The following is a 25,629-nucleotide window of genomic DNA, read 5'->3' as shown; positions in this document are numbered from 1 at the left end:
GGGCGACCTTGCTGGGGAGTCCCGCCGCCGCGGTGTTGCTATTGGTTCTTGGCCCAACGGGCGTACTGCTGGCGGACGTAGTGGCGCGCGTCGCAGATGGCGGCCGCGTCGTCCAGAGCCGCCAACCGCTGGGCAGCCCTGGTAGCGAGGTCGTCCGCGTCGCTGGGGATGTGATCGCCTTCGTCGCACAGGGCGATGCGATCCAGGACGGCAGCCTTGCGAAGCCAGAACTCCCGGCCCGATCCGTCGTAGAGCGGCCTATCGGCGGCTGTCCGGGCAACCCACCCGATCTCACTGATGATGCTGGGGGCGAGCGTGTAAGCCCCTTCCGGTGCAGGCCAGAGCTGCGGCTCGGGACGGTGGTCGGCCGTCAAGTAGAGATGGGTGCGATTGCTGTCGCGGGCGGGATGCTGCCGTACGGGTCCGGTGGTGAAGGCTGCGGACAGGGCCGCGTTGACGCGGTCACTGTCGTCCGGGTCGCAGATGATGCGGATCTCGAACACGGATGGGTTCCCTTTCTCAGGCGGCGTGGTTGGGGGTGTCGTTGGCCAGGGGTGGTTGGTGCCAGGGCGGCAGGGCGTTCAGGGTTCGGGTGCGCCATTGGAGGGCGTAGGGAAGGCAGTTGGCGCAGTTTTTGTGGCTGTGTCCGGGCAGTGGGGGCTTGCGGCGGGCGTCGTAGGACCAGGCGAGGGAGTCCGCTGAGGTGAGGGCGTAACCGCAGCTGCGCAAGCCGAGGGTCTTGAAGCCGAAGCCGTGCAGGTTGAGGTCTCGTTCGGCGAGGGTGGTGACGATTGCCGCGGCCTGGCTGGTGGCTTGGCGGCGGCAGACGGAGCCGAGGCCGACGACGGGTTCGGCGGTCAGGTCGATGCCGGCCCGCTCGTAGGCGTCAGCGCAGGTGAGGTAGTCGTCCAGCTCCCAGCCTTGGAGCACCGGGATGATGGGCAGATCCGGAGCCGCGGTGCGCAGGTGAAGGAAGTTGTCGATCGTGCGTCGCTGGTGTTCGCGCACGCTCAGGCCGGTCAGTCCGGTGATCCAGGGCTCGCACATCCAGTCCATGGGCGCGGCCCAGGTCATGAGGCCTATCTCGTCGCGGTAGCGGCGCACCGCGACGAGATAGGTGTGGGCGGGGGTGCGCCAGGATCCGTGCATGGACAGTTCGGTGAATCCGCCGGAGTCCAGCGCCCAAGGCGCTATGGCGCGAGGCAACGTGCGGCGGGCCGCGAGACGGCGGTAGGAGACGAACAGCGGCACGTTCGCGGTGCCCAGCCACTGGGGCTGATGGGTTCCCAGGAAAAACTTCACCGACCCTCCCACTGGTCGACGGAGGGCAATTGCGGCAGGCCTACGGACTCCAAGACGGTGGGGTCGAAGCCAGGCAGGGCGGCGCGGGTGAGGAGTGCCTGTGCGAGCTGTTCGGCGTAGGCGGCGCCGGTGCGGGCGACCTCGATCTGTGTGGTGCCGCGAATGGTCTCGACGCGCTCGATGTGGGCGCGTTCCTCGCGCCGGTCGCTCACGTGCCGCTCGTAGGTGACACGGTCGCGTCGGTCGGTGCGCCAGTAACGGGCAGCGAGCCCGTAGGCGATGGCTATCGTCAGCACCCACAGCAGTAGCGGCAGGGAGAAGCCGTCGGCGTATCCGGCGACGCCTGCGAGGGCGAGTCCGCCGGAGGCCGCGAACGCCGTCCCGGCTATGACGGGGTCTCCGGAGCGACCGATGCTCGCGCACACGCCGGCCGCCGCCGCGGCGAGGGACAGCGCGGTCATCAACACGGCGTTGCCGAGGGAGTGTTCGGCGCCATTAGCGTTCCAGATGCGGGCCAGGATCAGCACGGTGGATGTGGCAATGGCGGGCGCGGCTTTGGGCGCGATGATGGCGAGCCAGTGCCGGGCGATAATCTGTTCGTTCACGTGCCCACTCCTCACGAGTGCGGGATGGCGTCGATGACGGCCACGGCGAGCTGGTTGATGGGTCCGGCGGCGCCGGTGGAGGCGAGGAAGAAGCCGAACCCGGCGGCGGTGAACGCGGCGCCGTAGCCGAGAGCCTTGGAGCGCAGCAGGAAGAACAGGACGAGTCCGAACAGGGCCACGAGCGAGACGGTGACGGCCACAGCGGGAATCTCCTTTGACGGCTGGTCGGGAGGGTTGGTTGGATACGACTGGCCCCGGGGTGCTGGCAGCTCTCGGCGGCTGGCCGACGGTTGCGCCCGCCTAGCTCCTACAAAGAGCGGGGTACGTCTTATGACGGGCACCGTCGGCCGTCTTGCGTCCGCGGTCAGTGCGTTCCTTCGCGGTAGATCCGCTGGGCGCGGTTGTAGATCCAGCGGCCGATTCGGACGCGCTTGCCGCGGCCCTTGCAGCGGCGGCAGTGCTTGCCGCGCTTGGGGCGTCCCTTGCGGTCGGTGGTGGTCGCGAAGCCGAAGCCGTTGCACTTGCGGCAGGTGCCGAACGGGCTCCCCGCACACACACCCGCGTAACACAGCGTGATGGCGAGTAGGCAGGCGATAGCAAGGGCTATGAGGGTCATCAGGGGCCCTTTCTCGGGCTTTTCGGGGTTTCCGCAGGTGGGGTGCTATCTGCTAGTCAGCAGATCAGGTAGCAGATGGGGTGCTAGCGGGGGTGCTACCGGTAGCAGGTGACCCCGCTACCGGTAGCAGCGCTCGGGGCTAGGCGGCGCCCCGGTTTTCGTTACGCTCCGCAATCGTCTTGGTGAGGTCGTCGCGGGCGATGCCGCGGCGGGTGGTGCGCTCTCCGTCGTCGGTCGTCCCGGCCACGCCGGTGGTGCGGATGCCGTGCGGCTTGAGGGCGCTGGTGACGTTCTCGCCCTTCCATCCGCCGTAGACCTCCGGCCGCAGCTCTGCGAGCCGGGCGGCGATCCGCTCGTTCCACACCCGCTGTTCGGAAACGGGCACGACTGCGGCAACGTCGGCGAGCAGGTCGTACGACGGCCCCGAGACCGCTTCGGCGTCCTGTCCGAGGGCGTGGCCGGACAGGGTGCCTTCGGCCTTGCGCAATGCGAGGGCGCGCTGAGCTATGGCGTTGGTGGCCGGGTCGTCCAGGTAGGCGGTGCGGACCACGACCGGCAGCGTGCTTGCTCCGGCGAGGTAGCCGTTTCCGGCGTCGATCTCGGGGCGGAACGAGGTGGCCCGTACGCCGTTCTTGTACGCGGACGTTCCGAGGATCATGTCGTTCTCGACCTGGCCGGCGACCCTGAGGGCGAAGCGGATGGACACGTTGCCGCTGATCCCTGTGGGCAGCGATTCCTTGTCCGGGCGCTGCGTGGCCAGCACCAGGATGACCCCGAGCGCGCGGCCGAGCTTGATGATGAACTCGGCGTCCTCACCTGCCTGTTTGCCGTACTTCGGGTGAGCGAACAGGTTCTGGCACTCGTCGAACACCGCCAGCAGCGGCCACAGCTTCAGCGAGCGCTTGTCGGCGATCGAGCGGGTGATGCGCTTGTCCGGGCACAGGTCCCGCGGCAGCTTCTTGATGGCCCCGGCACGGCGCATGACTTCCTCGCGCAGCAGCTTGAGGGAGTCGGCCGCGTACTTGATCGAGTCGTCATCGATGCCGGACACGAACCGGTGGGAGACGGCTTCGAGGGCGTCCAGGTCGCCAGTGCCCTTGTTCTCGTGCAGCCACAGTTCCACGCTCGGATCCATGGCCGCGCCACAGGCGAGCACCCGCACGGAGGCGGTCTTGCCCTGGCCGGGCAGTGAGCCGATCAGGATGTTGTGCTGGATCATCGGCACCGACTGGGCACGGCCGCGCGGGTCGATGCCGAAAGGGACCCGCTTGAAGATGTCGTGCCGGCGCGCGTTGGCGAGCGGCCACTTGACGATGCCGGTCTTGGACAGGTCCCGGTCACCGACCCACAGGACGAGCCGTCCCTCGTGCTCGTTGGGATCGGCGTCCGGCCACACGCACCCGAGCGGGCGGCGCAGGCCGGACGCGAGCCGGGCACGCCGGTCGGCCACGTCCGACACGGTCACCCCGAGCGGCAGGTCGATGTCCGCACGCCAACCGGGTCCCTCGCGGGTGATGGGCGAGACGAACCTGATGCCGTCCAGCCCCTTGGCGACCGCACTGGCGATCTGGCCGATGCCGATGGACGCCATGGCCTTGACCACGATGTCGCTGGTCAGCTTCTGCACCTCGGTCTTGATAACCGCCCGGGTGGCGAGCGGCACGTCCGCCGGCGCCCCGGCCAGACCGCACCCGAGCACCGCCACCACCGCGGCGATGAACTGCGTCATCGGCTGCGCACCGTAGACCAGGAACAGACCGAGCCCCAGGGCGAACACGGCGCCGATGACGGTCAGGATCATCCGCAGGCGCACCCGCCGGTCCCGCTGCCGCGAGAGCTTCAGGTATTCGTCCACCTGCTCGTTCGTGGCCGTGTACTGCCGCAGTGCCCCGCCTTCCGCGTCCACGGACCAACGGCCCACCCTGCCCAGGATGGTGAGCGCACCGCGCGGCGAGCGCCACACGAGTTTGGGCAGGTAGACGAACGGCACGCGGACCGCGTGGAAGGCGACGGTGTGCCAGGCGTGCCCGGCCAGCCAGCCGAGCGCTTCCTTGAACTCCGCACCCGACTTCAGCCAGGCCGGGAAGACGTCCAGTCGCTTGGAGTTCTTGAGTCGGTCGATCACGCCGGGGCCCGACACGGTCGGCACGGCGGTGTCGACCAGGGTCGGCCGTGCGTCGGCCGACTCGGTCGGCTCCGGGTCGGGCGACCGAGTCGGCTTGGAGTCGGCCGACGGGTCGGGAGCAGGGTCGGCCGACTCGCCCCGCGCGGTGCGGGCCTTGTCGAGGTCGACCACGTCGCCCCCGGACGGGGCGCCCAGGTCGGTCATCTCGGCTTCGAGGCGGTTGAAGAGTTCGTTGTCGTCGTCGGGGTGTTTCACTGACTGTTCCTTCTCTCAGGGAGGGATGGCGGGGCCCGGCCGCTGCTTTGGTCGGTTGAGACCGGGCCCCGTCGCTGGTCAGGCGGCGCGCTGTTCCTCGGGGTAGGCGCACGGGATGCACATCCCGAGCGAGGTCGGGAGGCAGTAGCTGTAGGTGATCCGGCACTGGGGGCAGGTGCGGCGGGCGAGCATCGCCAGGGCGAGCGCGCCCCGCTTGCGGGAGGTCATCGGCCGCACTGGCTTCGCGTGGTCGACTCGGTAGAGGTAGGCGACCTGCACCCCTGCCTTGCGGCCGCGGTGGCGGCGCATCACCTGCGCTGCGACCGGCTGTCCGCCCGGCCGCAGCCCGGCCGCACGGAGCTGACGGCGGGTGGCGTAGCCGTCCGGGGCGAACCGCCACGGGTACGTCGGTATGCCGAACCGGGCGCCGGACGGGTCGAAGCACTTGCCGTAGGCGGACATCAGGCAGCCACCCCCACGACCGGAGCATCGGTCCGGGCCCCGGTGCGCCCGGCGCGCCGTCCGGTAATGGTGGCGAACAGCCAGCCCAGCCCCGCCCGGCGCAGTCCGGCGCGGCCCTGCTTGGCCGCGTACATCGCCTCATCCGCCCGTCGCAGCAGCCCGGACAGGTCATCTGCGGGGAAGTCGGCGGCGCGTACCCAGCCGAGCGAGACCGTGGTGCAAACGTCCGGGTCCTGGCCGTCGGCCTGACGGGCGAGTACGCCGTGCAGCGCGGCGAGCAGGTCGCCCGCGGTGCCGTGGTCGTCGATGACGACGGCGGCGAACTCATCGCCCCCGAGCCGCCCGGCAACCCCGTTGCGGCCGACGTGGTGGGCGAGGCGGTCCGCGGTCGCCTTCAACAGCGCGTCCCCGGCCGCATGCCCGAAGGCGTCGTTGATGTCCTTGAAGCGGTCGACATCGGCCAGCACGACGACCGCGCGCGGGTCCTTGAGCAGGGCCGTGGCCCTACGGGTGAACCCTTCACGGGTCCGTAAGCCGGTCAGCGGGTCACGCCGCGCCGTGTCCAGGCGGGCGCCAAGCCACCACACGTGGACCGCCCAACCGGCCATCAGGGGCAGTGCGGACAGCAGAGCCGTGGCAACGGTGCTCATGCCGCAACCCCCTCGGCGTGGTCGGCACCCTCGATCGCGTGCAGGCGCAGGCCGTCCGCACGCTCGTTGAGCAGCAGGTCCCGCAGCACACGGGAGTTGGCTGCCGAACAGTGCAACGTGGTGCGGATCGCCTCGGCGTTGATCGCGTCATCCGCCCACCCGACCGTGGCCTCGCGGGCTTCGGCGAGCAGCTCCGCAGGGGTCCGCGGCGCCTTGCTGGTCTTGCGCTTAGCGGTGCGCTTGCGCGGCGGCTGGGGCGTCTCCTGCTTCGGCGGCTCCGGGTCCTGCGGCGGAACGGGCATCGGGTCGTCACTGGCCGGGGCCAGCTCGCCCAGCTTCAACAGCACCCGCTCGGGGCGCGGTGTCTTGGACCGCCACCGCCGGCCGAACCGCTCGCGCAGCTCCGCGCGGGCCAACTGCCGCTCACGCTCGCGCCCCAAGGCTTCGGAGTAGGAGGTAACCTCCCAAAGCGTCATACGGCGCCACAGGGCGAACGTCGACAGCGGGGCGAGCAGCCAGCGAGAGCGGCGGATCTTCTCCATCCGCCGGCCCGTGACGGCGCCGATCCGGGAGGCGTAGACGTGCGCGGCCACCTCGGACAGGACCACCCACAGCAGCGGCATCGTGCCGTGCGCGAGCTTCGCAGACAGCGAGTGGCCGGCCGCGATGTTCAGCCAGCACGTCACCCCGGTCAGCGCCCACGGCACGAACCGCACCCAGCCCAGCGGCATGTCCGTACGGATCAGCAGCAGGAACGCCGCGGTGAAAACCGGAATCGCCGTGTCGATACCGACCGGCAGCATCCACGGGGAAGCAAACCCCCAGCGCGCCCCAGCCGCGGACACCGCCTCGAAGGAAGAGGCCAGACCCAACCCTCCGACTCCGGCCGCGAGGACGGCGACGGCGCCTAAGAGCCACAGTTCCGGCGTCGTCAGCGGCGGCACAGCCGGACGCTCGACGGTCTCCAGCGCGCTCATGCGCTCTCGCCGTCCTGCGATACCCGGAGCTGGGCCTCCATCAGTTCGGCTTCCACATCGCTCACCTGGCCGTCGAGAATGCGCTGATAGACGGCCTCGCTCTCCAAGAACATGCGGTCCTGAAAGTTCGAGTCCTCGCTCATGCCGCCGCCCCCTTACGCACCGGGCGACGGCCGCCGGGACGGGCCAGCGGGACCACGTTGAACAGCTCCGGCGCGTACGCCTCGATCGCCTCAGCAGCGATCCGGCTCACGTCGTCGGGCAGCTCCGGGTTGTCGGCGAGGATGTCGCGCGCCGCATCCAAGCGAGCCGCACGCTCTTCGTCCGTCTCACCCTCCACCCCGAGCCACAGCTCAACCGGGGTGCCAAGGGCGAGTTCTACGAAGTCATCAGCGGAAACCGCCTGTTGATGGCCTACGTATGTGCGCATGGACGTTCTCCAGGATCGAAGGAGCAGGGAGGACTGCGACGTCGGGCGACCTTGCTGGGGAGTCCCGGCGTCGCAATTTCAGATTGACCTATGTCAATCTGACTGTCAACAGGGTCGGTCCAAGAACCAGAGATTGACCTAGGTCCAGCTACTCTCGGACCTATGGAGCAGAGTCCAGACGCGCACAGGCAGCCACCCACGGCCAAGGAGATCGCTGCGGAATTCCGCGAGAAGATCACGGGACCGCGCCCCGGATACGACCCGGGAGATCAGCTCCCCGCCGCCCGCAAACTTGCCAAAGACCTCGGCGTACAGCTCATGACTGTGCAGAGCGCGTATGGCCAACTCCGCGACGAGGGACTGGTTCTCACTCAACAGGGCCGCGGAACGTTTGTCCGTGACCCATCGCTGCCGCTCGGGACCGAGCCAGGCAGTAGTCCGGCGTTCACCGCCCTCGCGGCAGAACTCAGCTCGATTCATGACGCACTTCGTCTGCTCGGTGAGCGGCTGGACCGCCTGGAACACCTTGTTGGCGACGAGACTCCACCCTCGCAGTGAGCTCATCCGCACGCCTCACCAGCTGCTCTGCCGTGGCGCGCGCCTTGCTCAAACTCGCTTCGATCACGGCAAGTTCCGCAGGAGTTAAGCCTCCTAACTCGCCGATCCGGTTATTGATCCCTGACATGCCAACGAGCATGCGGCCCTCAACAGGCGAGGACCCGGACAGAGTGTCCGGGTCCTCTTTGTCTTGCAGGTCGCGGAGGTTGACGGAGCGTCAGAGAGTGGCCGCATCCACGGCGTCCAGCACGGCCGCCCACGGCAGGTCCCGTCCGGCCGGCGCTTCCCTTGGCTCGTACAACGGCCAGACATCGGGGCCATAGACGATACGAACTCCCCCGGCAACGAGGACGTCCACATGGCCCTGCCACGCGGGATGGCGAGCATGCGCCGCGTTCACGCGCGGGAAGACGACAACCGGTAGACCGAGGGTGCCGATAGCCTCACCAACCTGGGTCAGAGCCTGGTTGTCCATCAGGCCGACCGCGAGCTTGGCAACCATGTTGGCCGAAGCAGGAGCGACCGCGTAACAGTCAACCGCTGGATGTGGTCGAGCCTCACCAGGCAGACGCGGTTCGTCACGCACGGGCAGGCCGGTGAGCTTTTCCAGCCGGTCAACCTCGCCGCTCATTCGCAGCCACTGACCAGCAATCGGTGTCAGGGTGACAGCCACCTGCCAACCTCGCGCCATCGCTGGCTCGACAAGGCCAGTACGCAGCGCCTCTACACCTCCAGCCGCCGATCCGACCACGCCGAGCACCCCGCGCCTGCCTGAACTCACTGCACCGCCCTGCATCGCTGAGCCATCACGAGCACCTCGGATGAACGCGATCCACTGGTCACGGGGGACTGCTTGATCAGGTCCCTGAGCGTCTCGCGCACTCTCGGATTGTTGCGCACGAGCTGCGGCGAAGTGCGCTCGGCCATACGTAGCGCAGTGAATGCTTCGTCACCCTGGCCGGCGAGCGACAGGGCGCGCGCGTAGTCGATGCGGTGCGAGACGCTGCGCTCCTGCGGCATGTGGTCGACGTTGATTCGGCCGTGCTCCACAACGTACGAGACATTGTCGAGATCCAGCTCAATGGACAGGCGATGGAGCAGGACATTCGTCGGGCCAAAGCCGGTCTGCCAGTGGTTCTCATCCGACCCGAGGTCGCCTGCGAGCTCTTCGGCACGATCTAACAGACCCGCGGCTGTCGGCCTGTCCTGATGCCGTGCCGCCGCGACAGCCGCTCGGAGATGGATCATCCCCAGCAGACTGAGCGCCTCTGGATCGCGCACGGACACCTGGGATGCCAGCCAGACTGCGGCCGCGTTGCCCAGTTCGAGGGCGTCGTCGTAACGCCCGTTGGCGAGTAGGGCATGGGTGCCGGACCGCGCCGCGGACGCCAGCACGAGCGGGTCGTCCGACTCGTCAGCGGCTCGCATCGCACGCTCGGCAGCGAGCCAAGAGATATCCGATTCACCGATCTTCGCCAACGTTGTAGCGGCGAGATGGTGTGTACGGGCCGACACTGCCCAGCAATCGCCGCGCTCTTCGCCGCGCCGCGCTGCTCGCTCTTCCAACTCCTGTGCAGTCTGAAGCAACGCAGGAAGCGCAGCGACGACAGTGCCGAGCCGTCCGCCCTGGTAGTCGCTCCACGCCTGTTCCACGCGTACGGCCACGGGGGCGGGAGTCGGGAGCTGAGCCTCAGCATCGGGACCAAACAGCAGGCGTGAGAGGCGACGCGGGCTCATGAGGGCGTCACGCACAGCGGGGACGTCATCCTGTTGCCGCTCATCCTCCATGAGGACGGTCTGCCCAAGCAGATCCCCGAGCTGGACTCGCAGGATGCGGGACAACTCCGCGAGCATGTCGATGCGCGGCGGCTTCCGCCGTCCCGTCTCGATCTTCGCGAGCCAGTCAGTGCTACGACCAACCAGGCCGGCCAGCACCTCCTGCGTATAGCCGCGGCGCTTGCGGTAGAACGCAATGCGCTCGCCGATGCTGAGGTGATCTCCAAGACCACGCATGGGGTGTGCCTCCCGCTGCCGAGTAGGGGCGCCTCTCACGGTACCGAGGCGGCGGGGAGCCAGTAAATGATCTGGACTTCTATCAGCCCCCACGGAGAGCGTGAGGCACTGAACAGGAGCGGACCCGGACAGACTGTCCGGGTCCGACGGACTCGCGCTTGTAGGTGTCCGGGCTGTCCGGCTGTCCGGTTAGCGCTCTCACCTGTACAAACGGTCCGGACACCTCATTGGTCCGCTGTCCGGGCTGTCCGGTCACGGACTGTCCCTGGAGGCACCGCGGCAGATCGAGGTGCGCAATCCGGACCTAGCCCAAGGTCTGGTTACGCCTGACGCAAACGGCTTCCAACGGGCACGCAGGTGGCAGGCAGCGTAGTGAGCAGTAGTTCTTCCGCGCGATCATTACGACCATGCCCCGACACAGAATAGCTAAGATTAACTACTCGCTTCGAGATGTACCAGCTCTTAACCCCGAGCAGGTCCCGCTCGTTAGAGTCTGGGTTCATCCGACCGGCGGCATAGAGATCTGGGTCGGCCAACAAAGAAGGATGACTGTCATACGAGAGGAGCCATCGATGTTGCGCCCGGCGACGCAAATATTCCGCCAGCCGATAATGTTCTAGACCTCGATTCCACTCCGTGACTAGCGATCCAGAACGCGCTGCGGAATAGCCACCGGAGGGGTCAAAAGATTTACCGTACAACTTTTCCGATTTCGCCACATACGGAGGGTCTAGATACGCCAGAACGCGATTGGGAAGCAGCTCTGGATACCATTCGACAACATCACTAAGAGTGTCTTGCCAATCCTTACACCAAACATCAACGATGCGATTTGCCTTATACAAGGCGCCGATGAACCTCAGGCGGTCGGCAAGGGCGTCCTTGTTGAAGCGGCAATCGATCGTATATTGACTCGTCTGGGCCCGGCCACCGATCGGTCCGGCCCTTCCGTGAAGGATCCCGGAAAAGGTAGTTCTATTCAAGAATAGACACTTTACAGCCAGTTCTCGATCGCTGAACCCATTCGGAAGCCATTTCCTCCAATAGTCCCAACGCTCTAGCGTTACTGGCTCCTCGTACATCCGATCTATCAGCCACTCAGTCTCGGCAGCCGCTACTTGCCAGAACTTCGCGACCAAGGGGTCGGCGTCAGAGAGTAGAACGCGCTCAACCACGCCGCTCGCCACGAGGCGGAGCGACGTCGAAGCTCCGCCCGCAAACGGCTCAACAAGGAGTTGTACGGGCCCCAGAGCGGCCCGAGCCGCAAGGACGATGCCCTCGATCACAGGGACCAGATTGCTCTTCGCTCCCGGGTAGCGGAGGGGAGAGAGATACCGGCTGGGAGCAGGCATACCCACGAGCTCCGTCACCGGCCCGATCACACGCGGCGACCGATCCCGCACTGCGTCGACTGGAGCAGTTTCAGTCGCAGCCAAGACCACTCCGTGGGGGTTGGCTACGATTGTCATCATTTGCTCCGAAAATTCTAGTTATTCCTCATGGGATCTGCCAGCCCGAGCTTCTCCCTTGCCGCAAGCCGCAGGACGTCCGTTCCGACGCCGATGGGATAGGCGGCCTTAGAGTGAGCCAAAGAGACCGGGATAATACCATTGCGATACATGGAAGATCCAGTACGGTCAACTACATCGAGGATGGCCGGCAGACTTGGGTACGCGGCCGGTAGGGGTTGCCCGCCTCGGTCGTCGTATGGGTTGCCTTCAGGAGGCAACACCGTCAAAACCACTGTTCTGCCATCGATTGACCTATAGGCAAACTTTCGCCCCCAATAGGTTTCTGCACCATACGCAGCCGGGTTCTCAGTATTCGTAATCGCCGAGATAACATCGGCATCGACTGACAACAGGTCACCCGGCTTTAGAACGTCATGCCTTGCAAGCGTGGTTGCGTAGTCTACGACTGTCCCAGTTTTCTCAATGCCGCAAATGTAGGGCGCAGATCCCGGCGTAGTGCTCGCCATCGACTGAAAGAACTTGAGAGCGCGGGATCGTAGTTTGGCGGGGGGCCCATAGACGGCCATCGGTCCGTCCATGATGAACATGGTGCTCGCAAAGAGCGCTGACCTGGACTGCTCCCACAGCAGGGTTGCAAGCCCAGTAACGACGAGGAGTTCAACCACCTGCATGAGGCGACCTAGTGCGCTCTCGTTGCTACCGTCCTCGACTACCTCTTCGTGAATCCTCAGTACATCTGTTGGATACAAGTGCGTATTGCATGTGGGGCAGCAAGTACCAGGCTGAGGAACCGGAATTTCTTTCTGTCCACACCCACCCGAAGGACAGTTCACAGGAACGTGTTTCGCTGGTGCTCCGGGAATTCCGTGAAGAAGATACAGCAGCGAGAGTAGCGACTGGTTCATCCTGTTTACTTCAATCTTCTTAGTCCGGAAGATTGAGTCGATTGTTTCTCGCCAGGAGTCCGCAATAGATACGCCTTGGCGCACGTAGGCGCCAGCGACAGGTAGGTCGTAGGAGACTAGTGCCGAGTTGACTGCCTGGCCCAGCGCTACAGGATCAACAAAGCGCTGCTTCTTTTGGTGCTCCATCGCAGAGATGTCAAGCCAGATAGCAGCCGACTGCGCATAGCCGTACCGCACAGACGGCAGTCCATCCCTCACGGGCACCACCATCAGAGAGCCGTCAACAGCGATCGCGCTCTGAAGCTTTGCTTCACTACTTTCAGCGGATGAACGAGGATAGATCTTCTCTTCTAGCCACTTCGTATCGCCGAGATGATCCGCTGGGATATAAAAGGAGGCCTTCTCGGCCATTGCGCGAACAATGGCGTTACTGTGCCCCAGGCGGGAGGCACGCTCGAACCCGCCGGAGATCGATTCGTAGGGCAACTACGACACCTGCTCAATCTGCAGTGGGGGCTCGCCAGCTGCTTCACGAGCCTCATTTACCAGCCCTGCACCATACTTATCAATGTGCACGGGAACAATAAACGGCGACGACATGGTCTTAAGCCGGACGTACCCCTTGTCTTCGTGGCTGATGATTGAATCACCAAATGCCTTGAAGTCGTAGAATCGCGCCAACTCGTTTACTTCGCGAGTGTTGTTTAGGTGAGCGACAACCCAGTTCTTGGTGTTAGCAAGAACTTGATGGGCCACACCGGTTACTTCCTGTGTAGCGTAGATCATACCGAGCTTGAGCTTGCTCGCTTCTTTGGCCAGCCGGATCCAAACATCTAGGTCATCTTTGTACTGATCGGAAGAGAAGAGATTGTGCGCTTCTTCGATAACAATCTGGATGTCGGGAGGAGTCTTACCAGATGTGAACACCTCGGTCTGTTTGTCCATTAGGCTCGCCGCGAGATTCTCGGAAAGGCTTCGGATTACCTTTTCCGGACCCAAGTGAAGGTCCATAATCACGATGCGCCCATTTTTGAGCTCTCGATAAATATCATTCCGGTAATCGGAGCGAGAAGTCGGCGCATGGAAGCCCTTAAGGCCCTTCAGCTTGGTATATCCGGAAACCATGCGATTCCCAGACCTCTGCGTGTAAATCGGAAGTGCGGACTTCCATGCATCTCCATCCACGATGCTGGCAAGTCCCTCGGCAGCTGCACCCGAGAGGTCCTGAGCCTCGGAGCGCTCAACGATCCAATCGATTACCTGAGTCAGCGAGTCGCGCTCGACACCGACGCTGCCATATTTACCGCTGATGACATGACCGGCGCCGAGGTCCGACTCGAGCTTGGCGACCAATTCCTTGCGCATCGAAATCCATGCACGCCACGGATAGCGGCCATCAGCATCTTTCTGGGGTACGGAGAAATCCGCCTTGCGGAGGGCCCCGTAAAGTAGAAGCCGTCCACGAGCAGCATGAATCTCCCGCTTCTTACCATCCTGCGCTGTTTCGCCCTCAACGGCCGTACCGGAAAAGTCTGCTTGCACAAATGACTTAACGTAGTCGGAGGAAGCATCTACCAGCGCCGTGGAGATGACCCCCTTGACTGCATCAATTTGTGCCGGATCAAAGAAGTTGAAACCAAGCGGGCGGACATTTGCCGCGGTGGACTCTCCTGTCCCCCCGAACTTGTAGATGACGACGTGTTTTTCGCCGATTGCAGCGAGCTCTTTGCCGTCTTGCGTATTCGGATTCGCGTACTCACCTTGCGGGTCGAAGATCAACTGCCCCACAGGCGAGCCCCCTTCGCTGCGACGGTTTTCTGAAACGACGAAGATTCGTGACACCACCGTCTTCATCGTGTTGGACTTACCCATACGAGTCATGCCAAACATACCGGTCTTGTTGCCGATGAAGTCATACACGTTCACCTTTACAGCGGCATTATTTTGGCCGGAAGCAATGGCCCTCCTCCGTGTCGAGGAGTACCGCACGGCGCCGATCCTGACTCGCTCAACGGGATCATCGCTTGGCTTCAGATAGGAGGCAATCTCCGCAAGGCCGTCACCAACTGGTTTAAAAACGCGATACGTCGACGTCGCGTAGAAATTATCCACATCGTGGCCAAAGTGGAGTGAGAGTTGCCCGTTCTCGATCTGCTCGTAGAAGGTTCCCAAAATCCGGCAGTTGAGGCCCGTGAATGAGATTCGGTTCTTCGTAAACGGATCCATATCCAAGTCCAGAACCACCGACGGAGACGGACTGTCATGCCTTGACAGGGCATCCCTCAGTGCTTCTTCGCGAACTCCGAGGAGATCTTTCTCGAGACTGAGCGGGGCTGTTCCTTCAACCCTTAGAAGAAGGACTTCGTCGTCATCTCCACCGTCAGCCCCTACTTCGCGAGCTGTCGCCAACAGGAACGAGTACTGCGGGATCCCCCCAGTATCTGACTTCCACCGGTCGTGAGTGATCACAATTGCTCGGTCGTAGTCGAGGGCTTGGATGGCGCCGATCCTGACAGCTCTCTCGTCAGAAATCAGCAGAGATTCCAGCAGTGTGCCGGCGCCAACGTTAGGAATTAGATCGCCCATTGCAGCCCCCAGATGCATTGCAGTGAAGATCATCACCCTAGCCGCTTCAAGTGCGGCTCGTAGGGCACTTCAAGGCACAGGCTTAAAAGCTCCTGGATTCCATGCGCATAAGGTGTAATTTGTTACGAATATGAATGAAATTAGCAGAAGGCGCAAATCCCCCATAAGGCACTCTGGCTAGCGTGGTGTTCGGCGAGCGGCGGGACAGCTGGCAGCACCGGATGGGCCAACTGTGGTGCGCGGCAGCCACCACGCGCAATATCCATATCCTCCGGCCATGAGAGTCTTCCGATCGTGCGCCAAGCGGACGACTGAACCCCCTGTGTCCCGGGCCATGGCCCTGTACAAGGCCGGGCGCTACGCAGAGGCGGTGACCGAGGCCCGTGCCGTGGCCCGGTCGCTGCCACACGATGACCTGTACTCACCGCCGGCACTGAGCATCACCGCAAACGCGACGAGCGCCCAGGGCCGCCACGCGCCGACGCTCTCGCCATATACGACGAAGTGCTGCCAGCCGTCGGAAAGACTTTCGAAGCTGATCACTGGCAGATCCTGAAACTGCGCTCCGACCGTTCCCAGACGCTGGCCGAGCTCGGTCACGCTACGCCGCGGCACCGAAGCTCGCCTTCAGGCCGCAGCTGTTCACGATGCCTGTCTGGCCTCATTCGGCCCGGGCCATCACCGCACAGTCGAGGCTCAGGCTCCGCTCGACCGAATCGACGGCGCTTGATCGGACGCGCACCGCGACTCCGGACAGGGGTGTCCCAGGTGTCCGACTGTCCGATTATGGCTCTGAACTGCACGGACACCCCGGACAGCTATGTTTCCAGCTGTCCGGGGTGTCCGGTCTGATGGCCTCAGATGTCGGTTAGAGCCCGAGGTCGCGGGTACGACCGGTTCCCGGTGTCAAGGTGCCCGCACGACTTACCCCTGTTAGTGAAGGCGGCACCGGTCTCCCGCGCCACGGCCGGGAAGAACAGTTGCGCCTCAGACGACTGGCCCGAAGTAACCCAGTCGCAGCCTGGGCTTTCCCGCAAGGCCCACAGCAAGAGCCGTCGCCCGAGGCCCTGCCGTTGCCATTCGTCGATGATCGAGATTTTCGCGATCATCCCGAACCGGCAGTCGTGGCAGACGTTCCAAATCAGGATTGCGTGATCGAGCCCGTCCCGATCACACACCCGGATCACCTTGCAGTCCGTACGCGCGCTGTTCGGGTAGTACAGGAAGATCTTCTCTTCCTTCGGCTTGGTCACCTTGATCCACCACCATCGGAACTCGCTCACGTCTTCCGGCATTTGCCCTCCATCAGCCAATAGAGAAACCGTACGGTCCTCCACTGACAGCCCGGGCACGTCACCAGCACGGGCCTGACGACAGCAGACAGACACAAGCGGCTGCAACACCTGGGGTGTTGCAGCCCGTCGGCGAAGCCGACTCCCGAAGGGCGTAGGAGCCGGCGGCGACTTCCTCATTTGCCTCTCTGGGGCGCCTCGCGACACACCTCCGACACACTCGACGTCGCGGCACACGCGCTGCCCGGCTCCGCCGCAGCTCAGAAGGGGCCCACGAGGTCAATCCGGCATCCACTCCGGAGCCGTGTGCGCAGGTTCGAATCCTGCCGGGGGCACCCTTCATACGGTGCCCAAAGACCCCGTCACCAGCGGAAACGCTGAGGCCGGGGTCTTCGCGTATCTGCAGCCCTGCGCAGCCGTATGCCGCCCGGAGCGGCCCTGTGTCTCTGCGGCGTGCGTATTCGTGGACAGCATCCACGTAGCTCGGCCCTGGCGAGCGGCCCCTCGCCCCCTCGTCCCTGCGTGCATCAGACCGCGCTCCCATCCTGTGCGGCCTGCGCTGATCAGTCGAAAGCTCAGGTGGGGTCGCCGAACGCCAGGGAACGGCCTTCGTATAGCGTCCCGCCGACATAGAACAACGGGGAGGGGGGCTTGTCATGAAGGTGGGCCGACGAAGACTGGCTGCCGTAAGTGTGGCTGTGGTTGCGAGTGGGGCGCTCCTGGCCGCTTGTGGACCGGTTGCAGGCGCAGGGAACGATGCAGGCAGGTCCGGGGTCACCCATGGGAACATCGTGCCGCCCAAGGCGTTGTCGTTCGACTATGTCGGCGACTCCGGCGTGGACGAGACCATGAATCAGACCTTGAATCTGACGAACGACTACCCCGCCTCCGTGGTCCCGGTCCTGTCGTTCAGGGCATTGGACAAGCATCATCACGTGCTGCAGGAGGTGAAGGTGAGCACGGTGTACGGAAGCGACCGGGGAGAACTGGTAGTGCCATATGGCACGAGCCTCGACATCCTGCGGTTCTCCGGTCCGGGGGAACACGACGTGGCGGATGTGCGGGTGACGGTACGGAGCAACACGATCGCTTCGATACCCGCCGGTATGCACGGCGTGACCACCCAGGCGCTCGACAGCCACGGGCGCGAGATCGAGAGGTTCGCACGCTTCTCTGCGGTCAGGGTGACCAACGCGGACGGCATCCCCGTTTCCGTAAGGATCGCCTACGTTCTGTGGGACCAGCCGCCCAAGGGCGTCACCCAGCAAGCCATCGAGGTCACCGCGATCGGTGGTCTGACGCGAGTACCGGCCCACGGCACCGCAGTCATTCAGGTGACGGGCAAGGCGTCCGCCGCGGTAGTCCGCAACTCCAACGGCCCGGCAGTGAGCATCAAGGCCTACAACTCTCAGTAACTCTGGACGCCTGCGCAGCGGCCCGCTCTGGGTGCTCGCCCCATTCGAAGAGCGGGCGCCCCGCCCGTTGATCATTCGCACTCAACCACCCAGCAGGCTGGTCCCGAGAAGCGTCGCCACGAAACGCGGCGGGGTCGAGGTGCGGTGCGGGCCCCGCGACGGGCCGTCCCCGGTGTCATGGGGCCCGTTGCCTCATCCGAGTACTCGCCGAGTCCCGCTCGTTCCTGCCGCTCGCTAGGGACCTCGGTCAAAACCGGCTGAGCTCCGGGCCGACAACCGCCGTTCCCTCGTGGTCGACGCAACGGGGCCGACGCCGATTCCGACCCCGAGCCTCGTGCGCGAGTTCTCCCGGCAGGGTCCCTCATGGCACCCGCCCCTCATCCCCTCCCCCCAACCGGAACATCACGGCCCGAGGTGTGGCATGGGTAAGGATTGGTATCGAACGGCAACCCTTTGGGGGTTGCGTTCGTCTAGTACGGCATGAAGATCTCGTTCTTGATCCATAACGCCTATGGGATAGGGGGCACGATCAGTACCACCTTCAATCTGGCCGCTGCGTTGGCGGGGCGGCACAGTGTGGAGGTTGTTTCGGTCTTGCGGACGCGGGAGCGTCCCAGCCTCGTGTTGGATCACCGGGTTTCGTTGCGTGGGCTGGTCGATCTGCGGGAGGAGAAGGAGCATCCGCTGCATCTGCGGCCCGCGCGGGTGTATCCCGACTCGGAGCGGCGGTACGAGCAGTACAGCGAGTTGACCGATCAGCGCATCGGGGCGTTCCTGGAGAAGGTCGACGCCGATGTGGTCGTGGGGACGCGGCCCGGGCTCAACGTGCATCTCGCCCTCCAGGGGCCCGAGCGGGTCGCTCGGGTCGGGCAGGAGCACCTCACGCTCGACAGTCATTCCCCGGAGCTGCGCACGGTCCTTCGGAGTGCCTATCGGCGGCTCGACGCCCTCACGACCGTCACCTCCGCCGACGCTGCCTCCTACGCGCGCAAGATGCGGTTGCCCGGTGTGCGGGTCGAGGCTCTGCCCAACAGCGTCCCCGACCCCGAACTGCCGCCCGCCGACGGGAGGTCGAAGGTGGTCGTGGCGGCCGGCCGGCTGGTCAGGGTCAAGCGGTACGACCTGCTCGTCCAGGCGTTCGCCCACGTGGTCGCTGAACGTCCCGACTGGCAACTGCGTATCTACGGCAAGGGTGAGGAACACGCCCGGCTGCGGGAGATCATCACCGACCTGGGGCTCGTCAACAACGTGTTCCTCATGGGGGCGGTGCCCCACATGGAAGGGGAATGGGTGAAGGCGTCGATCGGTGCGGCCTCCTCCAGTTTCGAGGCCTTCGGCATGACGATCGTCGAGGCGATGCGCAACGGGCTGCCCGTCGTGAGCACCGACTGCCCGCACGGCCCCGGCGAGATCATCCGCGACGGCGTCGACGGCCGGCTGGTTCCGGTCGGGGACCCGAAGGCCCTGGGCGGGGCCCTGTTGGAGCTGGTGAACGACGACGAGAGACGGCGGCGTATGGGGCAGGCCGCCCGGGAGAACTCCCGTCGGTTCGCCCCCGAGCCCGTAGTGGAGCAGGCCGAGCGGTTCTTCACCGAGGTGCTGGCCGCCAAACGGGACGGACGGCCCGCCCAGCCGCGCCGTGACGGGCTCTACCAGAGCCTCGTGGCGCAGCGCTTCGCCTTCCGCGACGCCCGTGACGCCCGGAAGAACAAGGGCAAAAGCAGTAAGAGCAGCCAGGACGACGCGAGCCGGAAGGTGGAGCTATGACCACGTCGATCGAGCCGGAGCCTCGTGTCGGTTGCACGGTGGATGCCGACGGACGGATCACCTTCGGTGTGCGGCTGCCTTCGGCCGCCCGTCCCCAACTGCTCCTGCAGCCGCGGCCCAAGAAGGGGCGGCCCGAGAAGGCGCCGCACGTGCTCGATCTGGAGCCCTCCGGCGACGGGCGTCTCGTGGGTGTCCTGGAGGACGGGACGTCGCTCGATGAGGGGCGTTGGGACGTCTATCTTCTCGACGAGCCGGGCGGGGAGCGGCAGCGGCTGCGCCCGGGGCCGAGAGACCTTCGGGTGCTGGTCGACGGTGGTGCCCGGGACCGGTCCTCACCCGTCCAGGTGCGGGTGCCGTACGTGACCAAGTCCGGCTATCTGTCGGTCCGTACGTGGCTGCGGGCCGCGCACGCCGAGGCCGACCGGATCGTGGTCAGCGACGACGGGGCGATCGATGTCACGGGCCGGCTGCACGGAGCGTCCTTCGGCGCCGGTGCCGTCGTACGAATGCGGGTGCGCGGGACCGACACGGTCCGGAAGGTCGAACCGCGGGTCGAGGACGACGGGCTCGGCTTCTCCTTCACCGTCGGCTGCGACGAGTTGGCCGGGCCCGTGTCCGGTGACGGCGTCTGGGACGTGCACGTCCGGCCGGACGCCTCCGCGCCTGCTGTCCGGGTCGGCCGCCTTCTCGACGATGTCGCCGACCGCAAGGAGGTCTTCGTCTACCCGTCCATCGATGTCGACGGCAGCGAGGTCAGGCCGTACTACACCATGGACAACGACCTGTCCGTGGAGGTGGCGCGGATCCGGGCCGCCTGATGCCCGCGCTGGATGCCCGCATTGATGTCCGTGTTGATGATGCCCGCATTGATGGCAACGCTCGATGCCGTGACTCGTCTCACTGCCCCTCCTCGATGCGACACTCCGCATTCCGCACTCCGGCACTGCCGGGCCGATTTCGGCGCCTTTATCGATGAGTCCCACGTCACGTCACGCATATGCGTTCGACATATGTGAATCCGCTTGACAGGACCAGGGATCATCGCGCCGCGCGAGCCGTCACAAGGTCACTCACCTGGGGTTCCGTCGCGTTGGTTCGGAATTAATTTGCCAATGAAGGTGCGTCGGGATCAATTCTTGCGAGCATGCAATTAAGCGTGCGCTTTCGTGAGCTTTCGCACAAATACGGGGGGTACGTCTAGGCAAATTCGGACTTATCGCCGACTGTTGTGGCGGGATTTCTCCCACCCCCCACAGCGAAGGCAGGCGAACCCATGCGCAATTCTTCCGACGTGCCCGTGCAGCCTCACGCCGTCTCTGTCGCCGAGCTCGTTCCGGGTGACCTTCTCGCCCTGTCCGAGAGCGATGCGACGCGGGACGAGTGGTACGTGGTGATGCACACGCTTCCCGAGACGCCGCACACGATCCGGGTGACCCTGCGGCCCCCGCTCGGGGGAAGAGACCACGACCGGGTCTTCGACCGGGGGCACCAAGTGACCGTGGCCTGTCGGCGGATGGACGTCGCCGGCATTCCCGAGATCGCCTCGGCCGACCTCGACGGGGTGGAGTTCCGCGACGGTGACCGGGTCAGCTCGCTGCGCGTCGTCGACCCCGACGCCGTCGAGGTGTCGTACACCCGGCGCTGGGGCCGCTGGCACCGGGACCTGGAGGACCGGGGCGAGGAGCCCGTCTCCGACACCGGGCTGCGCGAGGAGGTCGGGCGGGCCGTCGAGAGCGGTCACGTCGTACGGCACTTCCCGCGTCCGCGTCGTAGCGTCGCCGGCGGTGTCGTGCCCCGGCGGGTCGTCGTCACCGGGGTGGGTGCGGTGACCCCGCTCGGCGTCGGCGTCGGCGAACTGTGGCAGGGACTGATCGACGGGCGGTGCGGGATAACGGAGTTGGCGGACGAGGAGTTCGACGGCCTGCCGGTACGGATCGCGGGCCGCGTGCCCGTCGATCCCGCCGAACTGCTGCCGAGGCCCCAGGCGCGACGGATGAACCGGGCCGCGCAGTTCGCGGTGCTCGCCGCGCGCGAGGCGTGGCGCGACGGCGGCTTCGACGAGGCGGGGACCGTCGAGAGCGGCCTCGATCCCGAGCGGGTCGGCGTCAGCGTCGGCGCCATCCTCGGGGACGCCTCCGTGCTCGTCGGCGGCGACCGCAAGCTGCGGGACAAGGGGCCGCGTGCGGTGTCCCCGCTCACCACGCCGATGACCGTGCCGTCGCAGCCCGCGTCCCAGGTTTCGCTGGCGCTGCGGATCACCGGCGAGGCCCGCACGGTGACGAGCGCGTGCGCGTCGGGCACGGAGGCCATCGGACAGGCCATCGACCGCATCCGGTACGGGCGGGTCGACGTGGCGCTCGCCGGCGGTGCGGAAGCCGTGATCACACCGGCGATCATGGCCTCGTTCGCCTCGATGCGGGCGCTGTCCACCCACGAGCTGGGGTCCGTCAGTCCGTCCCGGCCGTTCGCCAGGGACCGCGACGGCTTCGTGAACGGGGAGGGCGCGGGCTTCCTGCTCCTGGAGTCCGAGGAGCACGCGCGGGCCCGGGGCGCGCGGATCTACTGCGAGGCCGCCGGCTGGGGGCTGTCCGCCGACGCCCACCACATGGCCGCGCCGGACCCGTCCGGCGGCGGGGTCGCGCTCGCGCTGCGGCGCGCGGTGCGGGACGCGGGCGGCCACGCCGTCGACGTCGTGCACGTCAACGCGCACGCCACCGCCACCACCGAGGGCGACCTCGCCGAGGCGGGCGCGGTGCGGGCCGTGCTGGGCGGCGACGTACCGGTGACCGCGCTCAAGGGGCACCTCGGGCATCTGCAGGGCGCGGCGGGCGGGGTGGAGGCGGTCGCCACCGTTCTCACGCTCCACCACGGGCTCATCCCGCCGACCATCGGGTGCGAGGAGCAGGACGAAGCCATCGGGCTGGACGTGGTGACCGGGTCCCCGCGGTCCCTGCCCGCGCGGGGCGACCTCGCGCTCAGCAACTCGTTCGGCTTCGGCGGCCACAACGCGGTCCTGGCGCTGCGCCGCACGGCCTGAGGGGCGACAGGGGCTCCGCGCGCGAGGACCCGCTCGCGCGCGGACGCCCCTCATCGGCGAGAACGGCCGTCGGCGGGCTGCTCCGCTCACCGGCGCCAACGGACGTGCACATCCCACCGTGCACATCCCAGCCGAACAGCCGTGGTACATCGCCTGCTCCAAGGTCCCGCCCGGGCCGGACGGACACCCCCGACCAGGCCCCGGAACCCGATGTCCGCGCGGAGCCTTACGCCGACGCCCGTTTCCTCGCCGTCGTCTTCTTCGCCGTCGCCTTCTTCGCTGCGGTCTTCTTGGCGGCGGTCTTCTTGACCCCCGTCCGGGAGGCGGCGGTGCCTCCGGAGGACTTGGCCGAACCCGCGGAGGACTTGGCCGCCGTCTTGGTGGTCGCCTTCCGGGCCGGGGTCTTCTTCGCCGCGGTCTTCTTGGCGGACGTCTTCTTCGCCGTGGACGTCGACTTCTTGCCGCCGACCTCCTTGGGTGCCGTACGGGCCGACCTGCGGGTCGCCGCCCTGCCGGCCGGCAGGGGGTGGACCTCGGCGTCCTCGCCCCCGGCGCCCTCCCCGGCGTCCCCGCCCCTGGACTGCTTGGCGGCGCTCACGCTCTTCTCCAGGGCGGCCATCAGGTCGAGCACCTTGCCGCCGCTCTTCTCCGCGGGGGCCGCCGGAGCCTCGTGGCCCTCGGCCTTGGCGGTGATGAGTTCCTCGACGGCCTCGCGGTAGTCGTCGTGCAGGCTGTCGAGGTCGACCTCGCCGAGCGTGTCCATCAGAGCGTCGGCCAGGTCGAGTTCCTTGTCGCGGATGGTGACGCCGTCGTCCGACGCGACGTCGTCGGTGGCGCGGATCTCGTCCGGCCAGAGCAGGCCGTGCATGGCGATCACGTCGTCGACGACGCGCAGCATGCCGAGCCGCTCGCGACCGCGCAGCGCGAACTTCGCCACGGCCACCTTCTGGCTGCGCTTGAGTGCCTCGCGGAGCAGGACGTACGGCTTGGCCGCCGGGGCGCCGTTCACCGCGAGGTAGTACGCCGTGTCCATCTGGAGCGGGTCGATCCGGTCTTCCGGCACGAAGGCCACGATCTCGATGGTCCGGGCGGTCGGGAGGGGCAGCGAGGCGAGGTCCTCGTCCGTGATCGGGATCAGGGTGCCGTCGGCCTCCTCGTAGGCCTTCCCGATCTCGGCGCTCTCGACCTCGGTGTCCTCCAGCTCGCAGACCTTGCGGTAGCGGATGCGGCCGCCGTCGTCGAGGTGGATCTGACGGAAGGAGACCGCGTGGTTCTCCGTGGCGTTCATGAGCTTGACGGGGATGCTGACCAGGCCGAAGGAGATCGCGCCGTTCCATATGGATCGCACGTGCAGCACCCTTCCGATCACCGTGAGCCGTTTTTGTACCGCTTTCGTGGGATTCTCATCGTATGACGCCGATCACGGAGGTGGAGGGGCGACGGCTCGCGCTGAGCAACCTGGAGAAGGTCCTGTATCCGGCCACCGGGTTCACCAAGGGCGAGGTGCTGCACTACTACGCCACGGTGGCGGACGCGCTGCTGCCCCACCTGCGCGACCGCCCCGTCTCCTTCCTGCGCTATCCCGACGGACCCGACGGGCAGGTGTTCTTCACCAAGAACGTTCCTCCCGGTACGCCCGGCTGGGTCGGGACGGCCGAGGTACCGCGCACCGAGGGGCCCGCGCGGATGGTCCTCCTCCAGGACCTGGCCTCGTTGATGTGGGCGGCGAACCTCGTGACGGAGTTCCACACGCCGCAGTGGACGATCGGCACACCGGGGGTCGCCGACCGGATCGTGTTCGACCTCGACCCGGGGGCACCGGCGACGGTCGTGGAGTGCTGCGAGGTCGCGCTGTGGCTGCGTGAGCGGCTGGCCGCGGACGGGTTCGAGGCGTACGCCAAGTCGTCCGGGTCGAAGGGGCTGCACCTGCTGGCCGCCGTCGCGCCGACGCCGTCCGACGAGGTCAGCGACTACGCGAAGGATCTGGCCGTGGAGGCGGAGAAGGCGCTGCCACGCCTGGTCGTGCACCGGATGACGAAGAGCCTGCGGCCCGGCAAGGTGTTCGTCGACTGGAGCCAGAACGCGGGCCGGAAGACGACGGCCACGCCCTACACGCTGCGGGCCCGTGCCGAGCCGACGGTGTCGGCACCCGTGACCTGGGACGAGGTCGAGGAGTGCCGGAGGCCGGCGGTCCTGACGTTCCAGGCGCCGGACGTCACGGAGCGCGTGGCGGAGCTCGGCGACCTGATGGCACCGCTGCTCGACCCGGAGCACGCGCGCCCGCTGCCCTGAGCGGCGGTCCCAGAGGGGCGGCGCTGGCGCCCCGCCTTTCTCACACCCGCAGCCAGGTGTGACGGTCCCGGGCCATCGCGTGCAGGGCCTCCACGTCAGCCGGTTTGAGGACGCCGCCGAGCCGGGCGAGACCGGCCAGGTCGGTGTCTCGCAGGACGCGGATCTGCCGCGGTGGGGCCAGGACGTCGAGCCGCGTCGCCTCGACCACCGCGAGGACGGCGTGGACCTGGGCGGTCAGGGCGTGGGAGGCGCGGTCGGCGTCCGCGCGGACCCGGCGGAGCAGCGGCTGCGGTTCGCGGCGGCCGACGGTGACCATCGGGTCGGCGACCAGGACGCGCTGCCTGCGGGCGTACAGGGCCCGGACGCAGAAGAGTCCCGCCGGGCCGACGACCAGGTGGTGGACGCGGTCGCCGCCCGGCAGGGGAAGCGAGTGCAGGGTGTGCCAGCCGCCGCCCTCCAGGGCGTCCAGGGCCGCGCCGACGGCCTGTTCCGCGGCCAGCGCCCGGCGGCGCGGGTCGGGGCGCAGCCGGTGCGCAGGACCCGGGTCGCGGTCGAGGTCGATCACCAGGGCCTCTCCGGGCCGGTTCGGCGCGAGGTCGTCGTCCGGGTGGAGGGTGAGTCCGGCCAGTTCGGCCGGGGTCGGGACGGGTGGCGGGCCGACCGTCACGGGGCCGGCCAGGAAGGGGCCCAGTGCGTGCAGGACGTCGTCGCGGCGGTCCTCGCTGAGCAGGTTGACCCGGGCCGCCTCACGGTCGTACCAGGCGATGTTCCTTCCGTCGGTCCCGCACACGTACAGGCGCTCCTGTCCGTGGCGCCGGGCCGGTACGACGCGCAGTCCGTTCATGCACCATCACCCCCGTCCATGGGAAC

The 25,629-nt window shown here is 66.5% G+C and carries 26 protein-coding genes; 6 read left to right on the top strand and 20 right to left on the bottom strand.

From position 1 onward, the window contains the following. Window positions 1–38: 38 nt before the first annotated feature. From ACIRQH_RS26175 to ACIRQH_RS26125, 11 genes are all read right to left on the bottom strand, one after another. Window positions 39–503 carry a hypothetical protein gene (locus ACIRQH_RS26175; protein ID WP_404227099.1) on the bottom strand — a complete coding sequence of 155 codons (465 nt, stop codon included), beginning with the start codon at window positions 501–503 and terminating at the stop codon, window positions 39–41. 16 nt (window positions 504–519) lie between these two features. Continuing rightward, window positions 520–1,302, bottom strand: coding sequence for a hypothetical protein (locus ACIRQH_RS26170; protein WP_404227098.1), 783 nt, complete (start codon window positions 1,300–1,302; stop codon window positions 520–522). Further along, a complete protein-coding gene (locus ACIRQH_RS26165; protein ID WP_404227097.1) occupies window positions 1,299–1,907 on the bottom strand; it encodes a hypothetical protein in 609 nt (202 codons plus the stop codon). Before ACIRQH_RS26165 ends, ACIRQH_RS26170 begins: the two co-directional genes overlap by 4 nt. An 11-nt stretch (window positions 1,908–1,918) precedes the next feature. Beyond that, window positions 1,919–2,107 (bottom strand): hypothetical protein, encoded by a 189-nt coding sequence (locus ACIRQH_RS26160; protein ID WP_404227096.1) that lies wholly within the window; start codon window positions 2,105–2,107, stop codon window positions 1,919–1,921. A 164-nt stretch (window positions 2,108–2,271) separates the two neighbouring features. After that, on the bottom strand, window positions 2,272–2,523 hold the full coding sequence (locus ACIRQH_RS26155) for a hypothetical protein (RefSeq protein WP_404227095.1): 252 nt from the start codon (window positions 2,521–2,523) through the stop codon (window positions 2,272–2,274). Between the two features lie 139 nt (window positions 2,524–2,662). After that, on the bottom strand, window positions 2,663–4,903 hold the full coding sequence (locus tag ACIRQH_RS26150) for an FtsK/SpoIIIE domain-containing protein (RefSeq protein ID WP_404227094.1): 2,241 nt from the start codon (window positions 4,901–4,903) through the stop codon (window positions 2,663–2,665). A gap of 78 nt (window positions 4,904–4,981) precedes the next feature. Next, window positions 4,982–5,365 (bottom strand): RRQRL motif-containing zinc-binding protein, encoded by a 384-nt coding sequence (locus ACIRQH_RS26145; protein WP_404227093.1) that lies wholly within the window; start codon window positions 5,363–5,365, stop codon window positions 4,982–4,984. Beyond that, window positions 5,365–6,015, bottom strand: a complete 651-nt coding sequence (locus tag ACIRQH_RS26140) for a GGDEF domain-containing protein (RefSeq protein WP_404227092.1) — start codon at window positions 6,013–6,015, stop codon at window positions 5,365–5,367. Before ACIRQH_RS26140 ends, ACIRQH_RS26145 begins: the two co-directional genes overlap by 1 nt. Further along, window positions 6,012–6,992 carry a DUF2637 domain-containing protein gene (locus ACIRQH_RS26135; protein WP_404227091.1) on the bottom strand — a complete coding sequence of 327 codons (981 nt, stop codon included), beginning with the start codon at window positions 6,990–6,992 and terminating at the stop codon, window positions 6,012–6,014. The genes ACIRQH_RS26140 and ACIRQH_RS26135 overlap by 4 nt, the downstream gene beginning before the upstream one ends. After that, complete coding sequence (locus tag ACIRQH_RS26130) at window positions 6,989–7,135, bottom strand: hypothetical protein (protein ID WP_404227090.1); 147 nt, start codon at window positions 7,133–7,135, stop codon at window positions 6,989–6,991. The genes ACIRQH_RS26135 and ACIRQH_RS26130 overlap by 4 nt, the downstream gene beginning before the upstream one ends. Continuing rightward, the gene (locus tag ACIRQH_RS26125) at window positions 7,132–7,422 is read right to left on the bottom strand and encodes a hypothetical protein (protein WP_404227089.1); all 291 of its coding nucleotides are present in this window, start codon (window positions 7,420–7,422) and stop codon (window positions 7,132–7,134) included. Before ACIRQH_RS26125 ends, ACIRQH_RS26130 begins: the two co-directional genes overlap by 4 nt. A 162-nt stretch (window positions 7,423–7,584) precedes the next feature. Between ACIRQH_RS26125 and ACIRQH_RS26120 the strand changes: the two genes are divergently transcribed. Beyond that, on the top strand, window positions 7,585–7,980 hold the full coding sequence (locus tag ACIRQH_RS26120; RefSeq protein ID WP_404227088.1) for a GntR family transcriptional regulator: 396 nt from the start codon (window positions 7,585–7,587) through the stop codon (window positions 7,978–7,980). 217 nt (window positions 7,981–8,197) lie between these two features. On the opposite strand, the gene ACIRQH_RS26115 is transcribed toward ACIRQH_RS26120, so the two are convergent. The 7 genes from ACIRQH_RS26115 to ACIRQH_RS26085 form a co-directional block, all read right to left on the bottom strand. Further along, entirely contained in the window at window positions 8,198–8,776 is a 579-nt protein-coding gene (locus ACIRQH_RS26115) for a flavoprotein (RefSeq protein WP_404227087.1), read from the bottom strand. After that, window positions 8,758–9,993, bottom strand: a complete 1,236-nt coding sequence (locus tag ACIRQH_RS26110; RefSeq protein WP_404227086.1) for a helix-turn-helix domain-containing protein — start codon at window positions 9,991–9,993, stop codon at window positions 8,758–8,760. The genes ACIRQH_RS26115 and ACIRQH_RS26110 overlap by 19 nt, the downstream gene beginning before the upstream one ends. A 320-nt stretch (window positions 9,994–10,313) precedes the next feature. Beyond that, the gene (locus tag ACIRQH_RS26105) at window positions 10,314–11,345 is read right to left on the bottom strand and encodes a DNA adenine methylase (RefSeq protein WP_404227210.1); all 1,032 of its coding nucleotides are present in this window, start codon (window positions 11,343–11,345) and stop codon (window positions 10,314–10,316) included. Window positions 11,346–11,479: 134 nt separating this feature from the next. Continuing rightward, window positions 11,480–12,781 carry a hypothetical protein gene (locus ACIRQH_RS26100; protein WP_404227085.1) on the bottom strand — a complete coding sequence of 434 codons (1,302 nt, stop codon included), beginning with the start codon at window positions 12,779–12,781 and terminating at the stop codon, window positions 11,480–11,482. A 75-nt stretch (window positions 12,782–12,856) separates the two neighbouring features. Continuing rightward, window positions 12,857–14,989 (bottom strand): helicase HerA domain-containing protein, encoded by a 2,133-nt coding sequence (locus ACIRQH_RS26095; RefSeq protein ID WP_404227084.1) that lies wholly within the window; start codon window positions 14,987–14,989, stop codon window positions 12,857–12,859. A 324-nt stretch (window positions 14,990–15,313) separates the two neighbouring features. Further along, complete coding sequence (locus ACIRQH_RS26090) at window positions 15,314–15,556, bottom strand: hypothetical protein (protein WP_404227083.1); 243 nt, start codon at window positions 15,554–15,556, stop codon at window positions 15,314–15,316. A gap of 257 nt (window positions 15,557–15,813) precedes the next feature. Beyond that, window positions 15,814–16,251 (bottom strand): hypothetical protein, encoded by a 438-nt coding sequence (locus tag ACIRQH_RS26085; RefSeq protein ID WP_404227082.1) that lies wholly within the window; start codon window positions 16,249–16,251, stop codon window positions 15,814–15,816. A gap of 788 nt (window positions 16,252–17,039) precedes the next feature. Here ACIRQH_RS26085 and ACIRQH_RS26080 point away from each other — a divergent pair. The 4 genes from ACIRQH_RS26080 (at window position 17,040) to ACIRQH_RS26065 (ending at window position 22,467) form a co-directional block, all read left to right on the top strand. Continuing rightward, the gene (locus ACIRQH_RS26080; RefSeq protein WP_388866630.1) at window positions 17,040–17,663 is read left to right on the top strand and encodes a hypothetical protein; all 624 of its coding nucleotides are present in this window, start codon (window positions 17,040–17,042) and stop codon (window positions 17,661–17,663) included. A gap of 480 nt (window positions 17,664–18,143) precedes the next feature. Beyond that, the gene (locus ACIRQH_RS26075) at window positions 18,144–19,430 is read left to right on the top strand and encodes a glycosyltransferase family 4 protein (RefSeq protein ID WP_404227081.1); all 1,287 of its coding nucleotides are present in this window, start codon (window positions 18,144–18,146) and stop codon (window positions 19,428–19,430) included. Further along, window positions 19,427–20,248, top strand: a complete 822-nt coding sequence (locus ACIRQH_RS26070) for a transferase (RefSeq protein WP_404227080.1) — start codon at window positions 19,427–19,429, stop codon at window positions 20,246–20,248. The genes ACIRQH_RS26075 and ACIRQH_RS26070 overlap by 4 nt, the downstream gene beginning before the upstream one ends. 455 nt (window positions 20,249–20,703) lie before the next feature. Next, window positions 20,704–22,467: a beta-ketoacyl-[acyl-carrier-protein] synthase family protein gene (locus tag ACIRQH_RS26065; protein WP_358815746.1), complete on the top strand. Its 1,764-nt coding sequence runs from the start codon at window positions 20,704–20,706 to the stop codon at window positions 22,465–22,467. 226 nt (window positions 22,468–22,693) lie between these two features. Here the strand turns inward: ACIRQH_RS26065 and ACIRQH_RS26060 are convergent, their stop codons facing one another. Next, complete coding sequence (locus ACIRQH_RS26060; RefSeq protein ID WP_404227079.1) at window positions 22,694–23,824, bottom strand: Ku protein; 1,131 nt, start codon at window positions 23,822–23,824, stop codon at window positions 22,694–22,696. A 53-nt stretch (window positions 23,825–23,877) separates the two neighbouring features. Here ACIRQH_RS26060 and ligD point away from each other — a divergent pair, with 53 nt between their 5' ends. Continuing rightward, window positions 23,878–24,759, top strand: a complete 882-nt coding sequence (gene ligD / locus ACIRQH_RS26055) for a non-homologous end-joining DNA ligase (RefSeq protein ID WP_358815744.1) — start codon at window positions 23,878–23,880, stop codon at window positions 24,757–24,759. 40 nt (window positions 24,760–24,799) lie between these two features. On the opposite strand, the gene ACIRQH_RS26050 is transcribed toward ligD, so the two are convergent. Then, a complete protein-coding gene (locus ACIRQH_RS26050; protein ID WP_404227078.1) occupies window positions 24,800–25,603 on the bottom strand; it encodes a nuclease-related domain-containing protein in 804 nt (267 codons plus the stop codon). Window positions 25,604–25,629 lie beyond the last annotated feature (26 nt).

It is taken from the genome of Streptomyces sp. NPDC102279, from assembly GCF_044766365.1.
Lineage (GTDB): Bacteria > Actinomycetota > Actinomycetes > Streptomycetales > Streptomycetaceae > Streptomyces.
The sequence above is the reverse complement of the archived record's forward strand: the minus strand, read 5'-3'. Positions and strand labels throughout refer to the sequence as shown.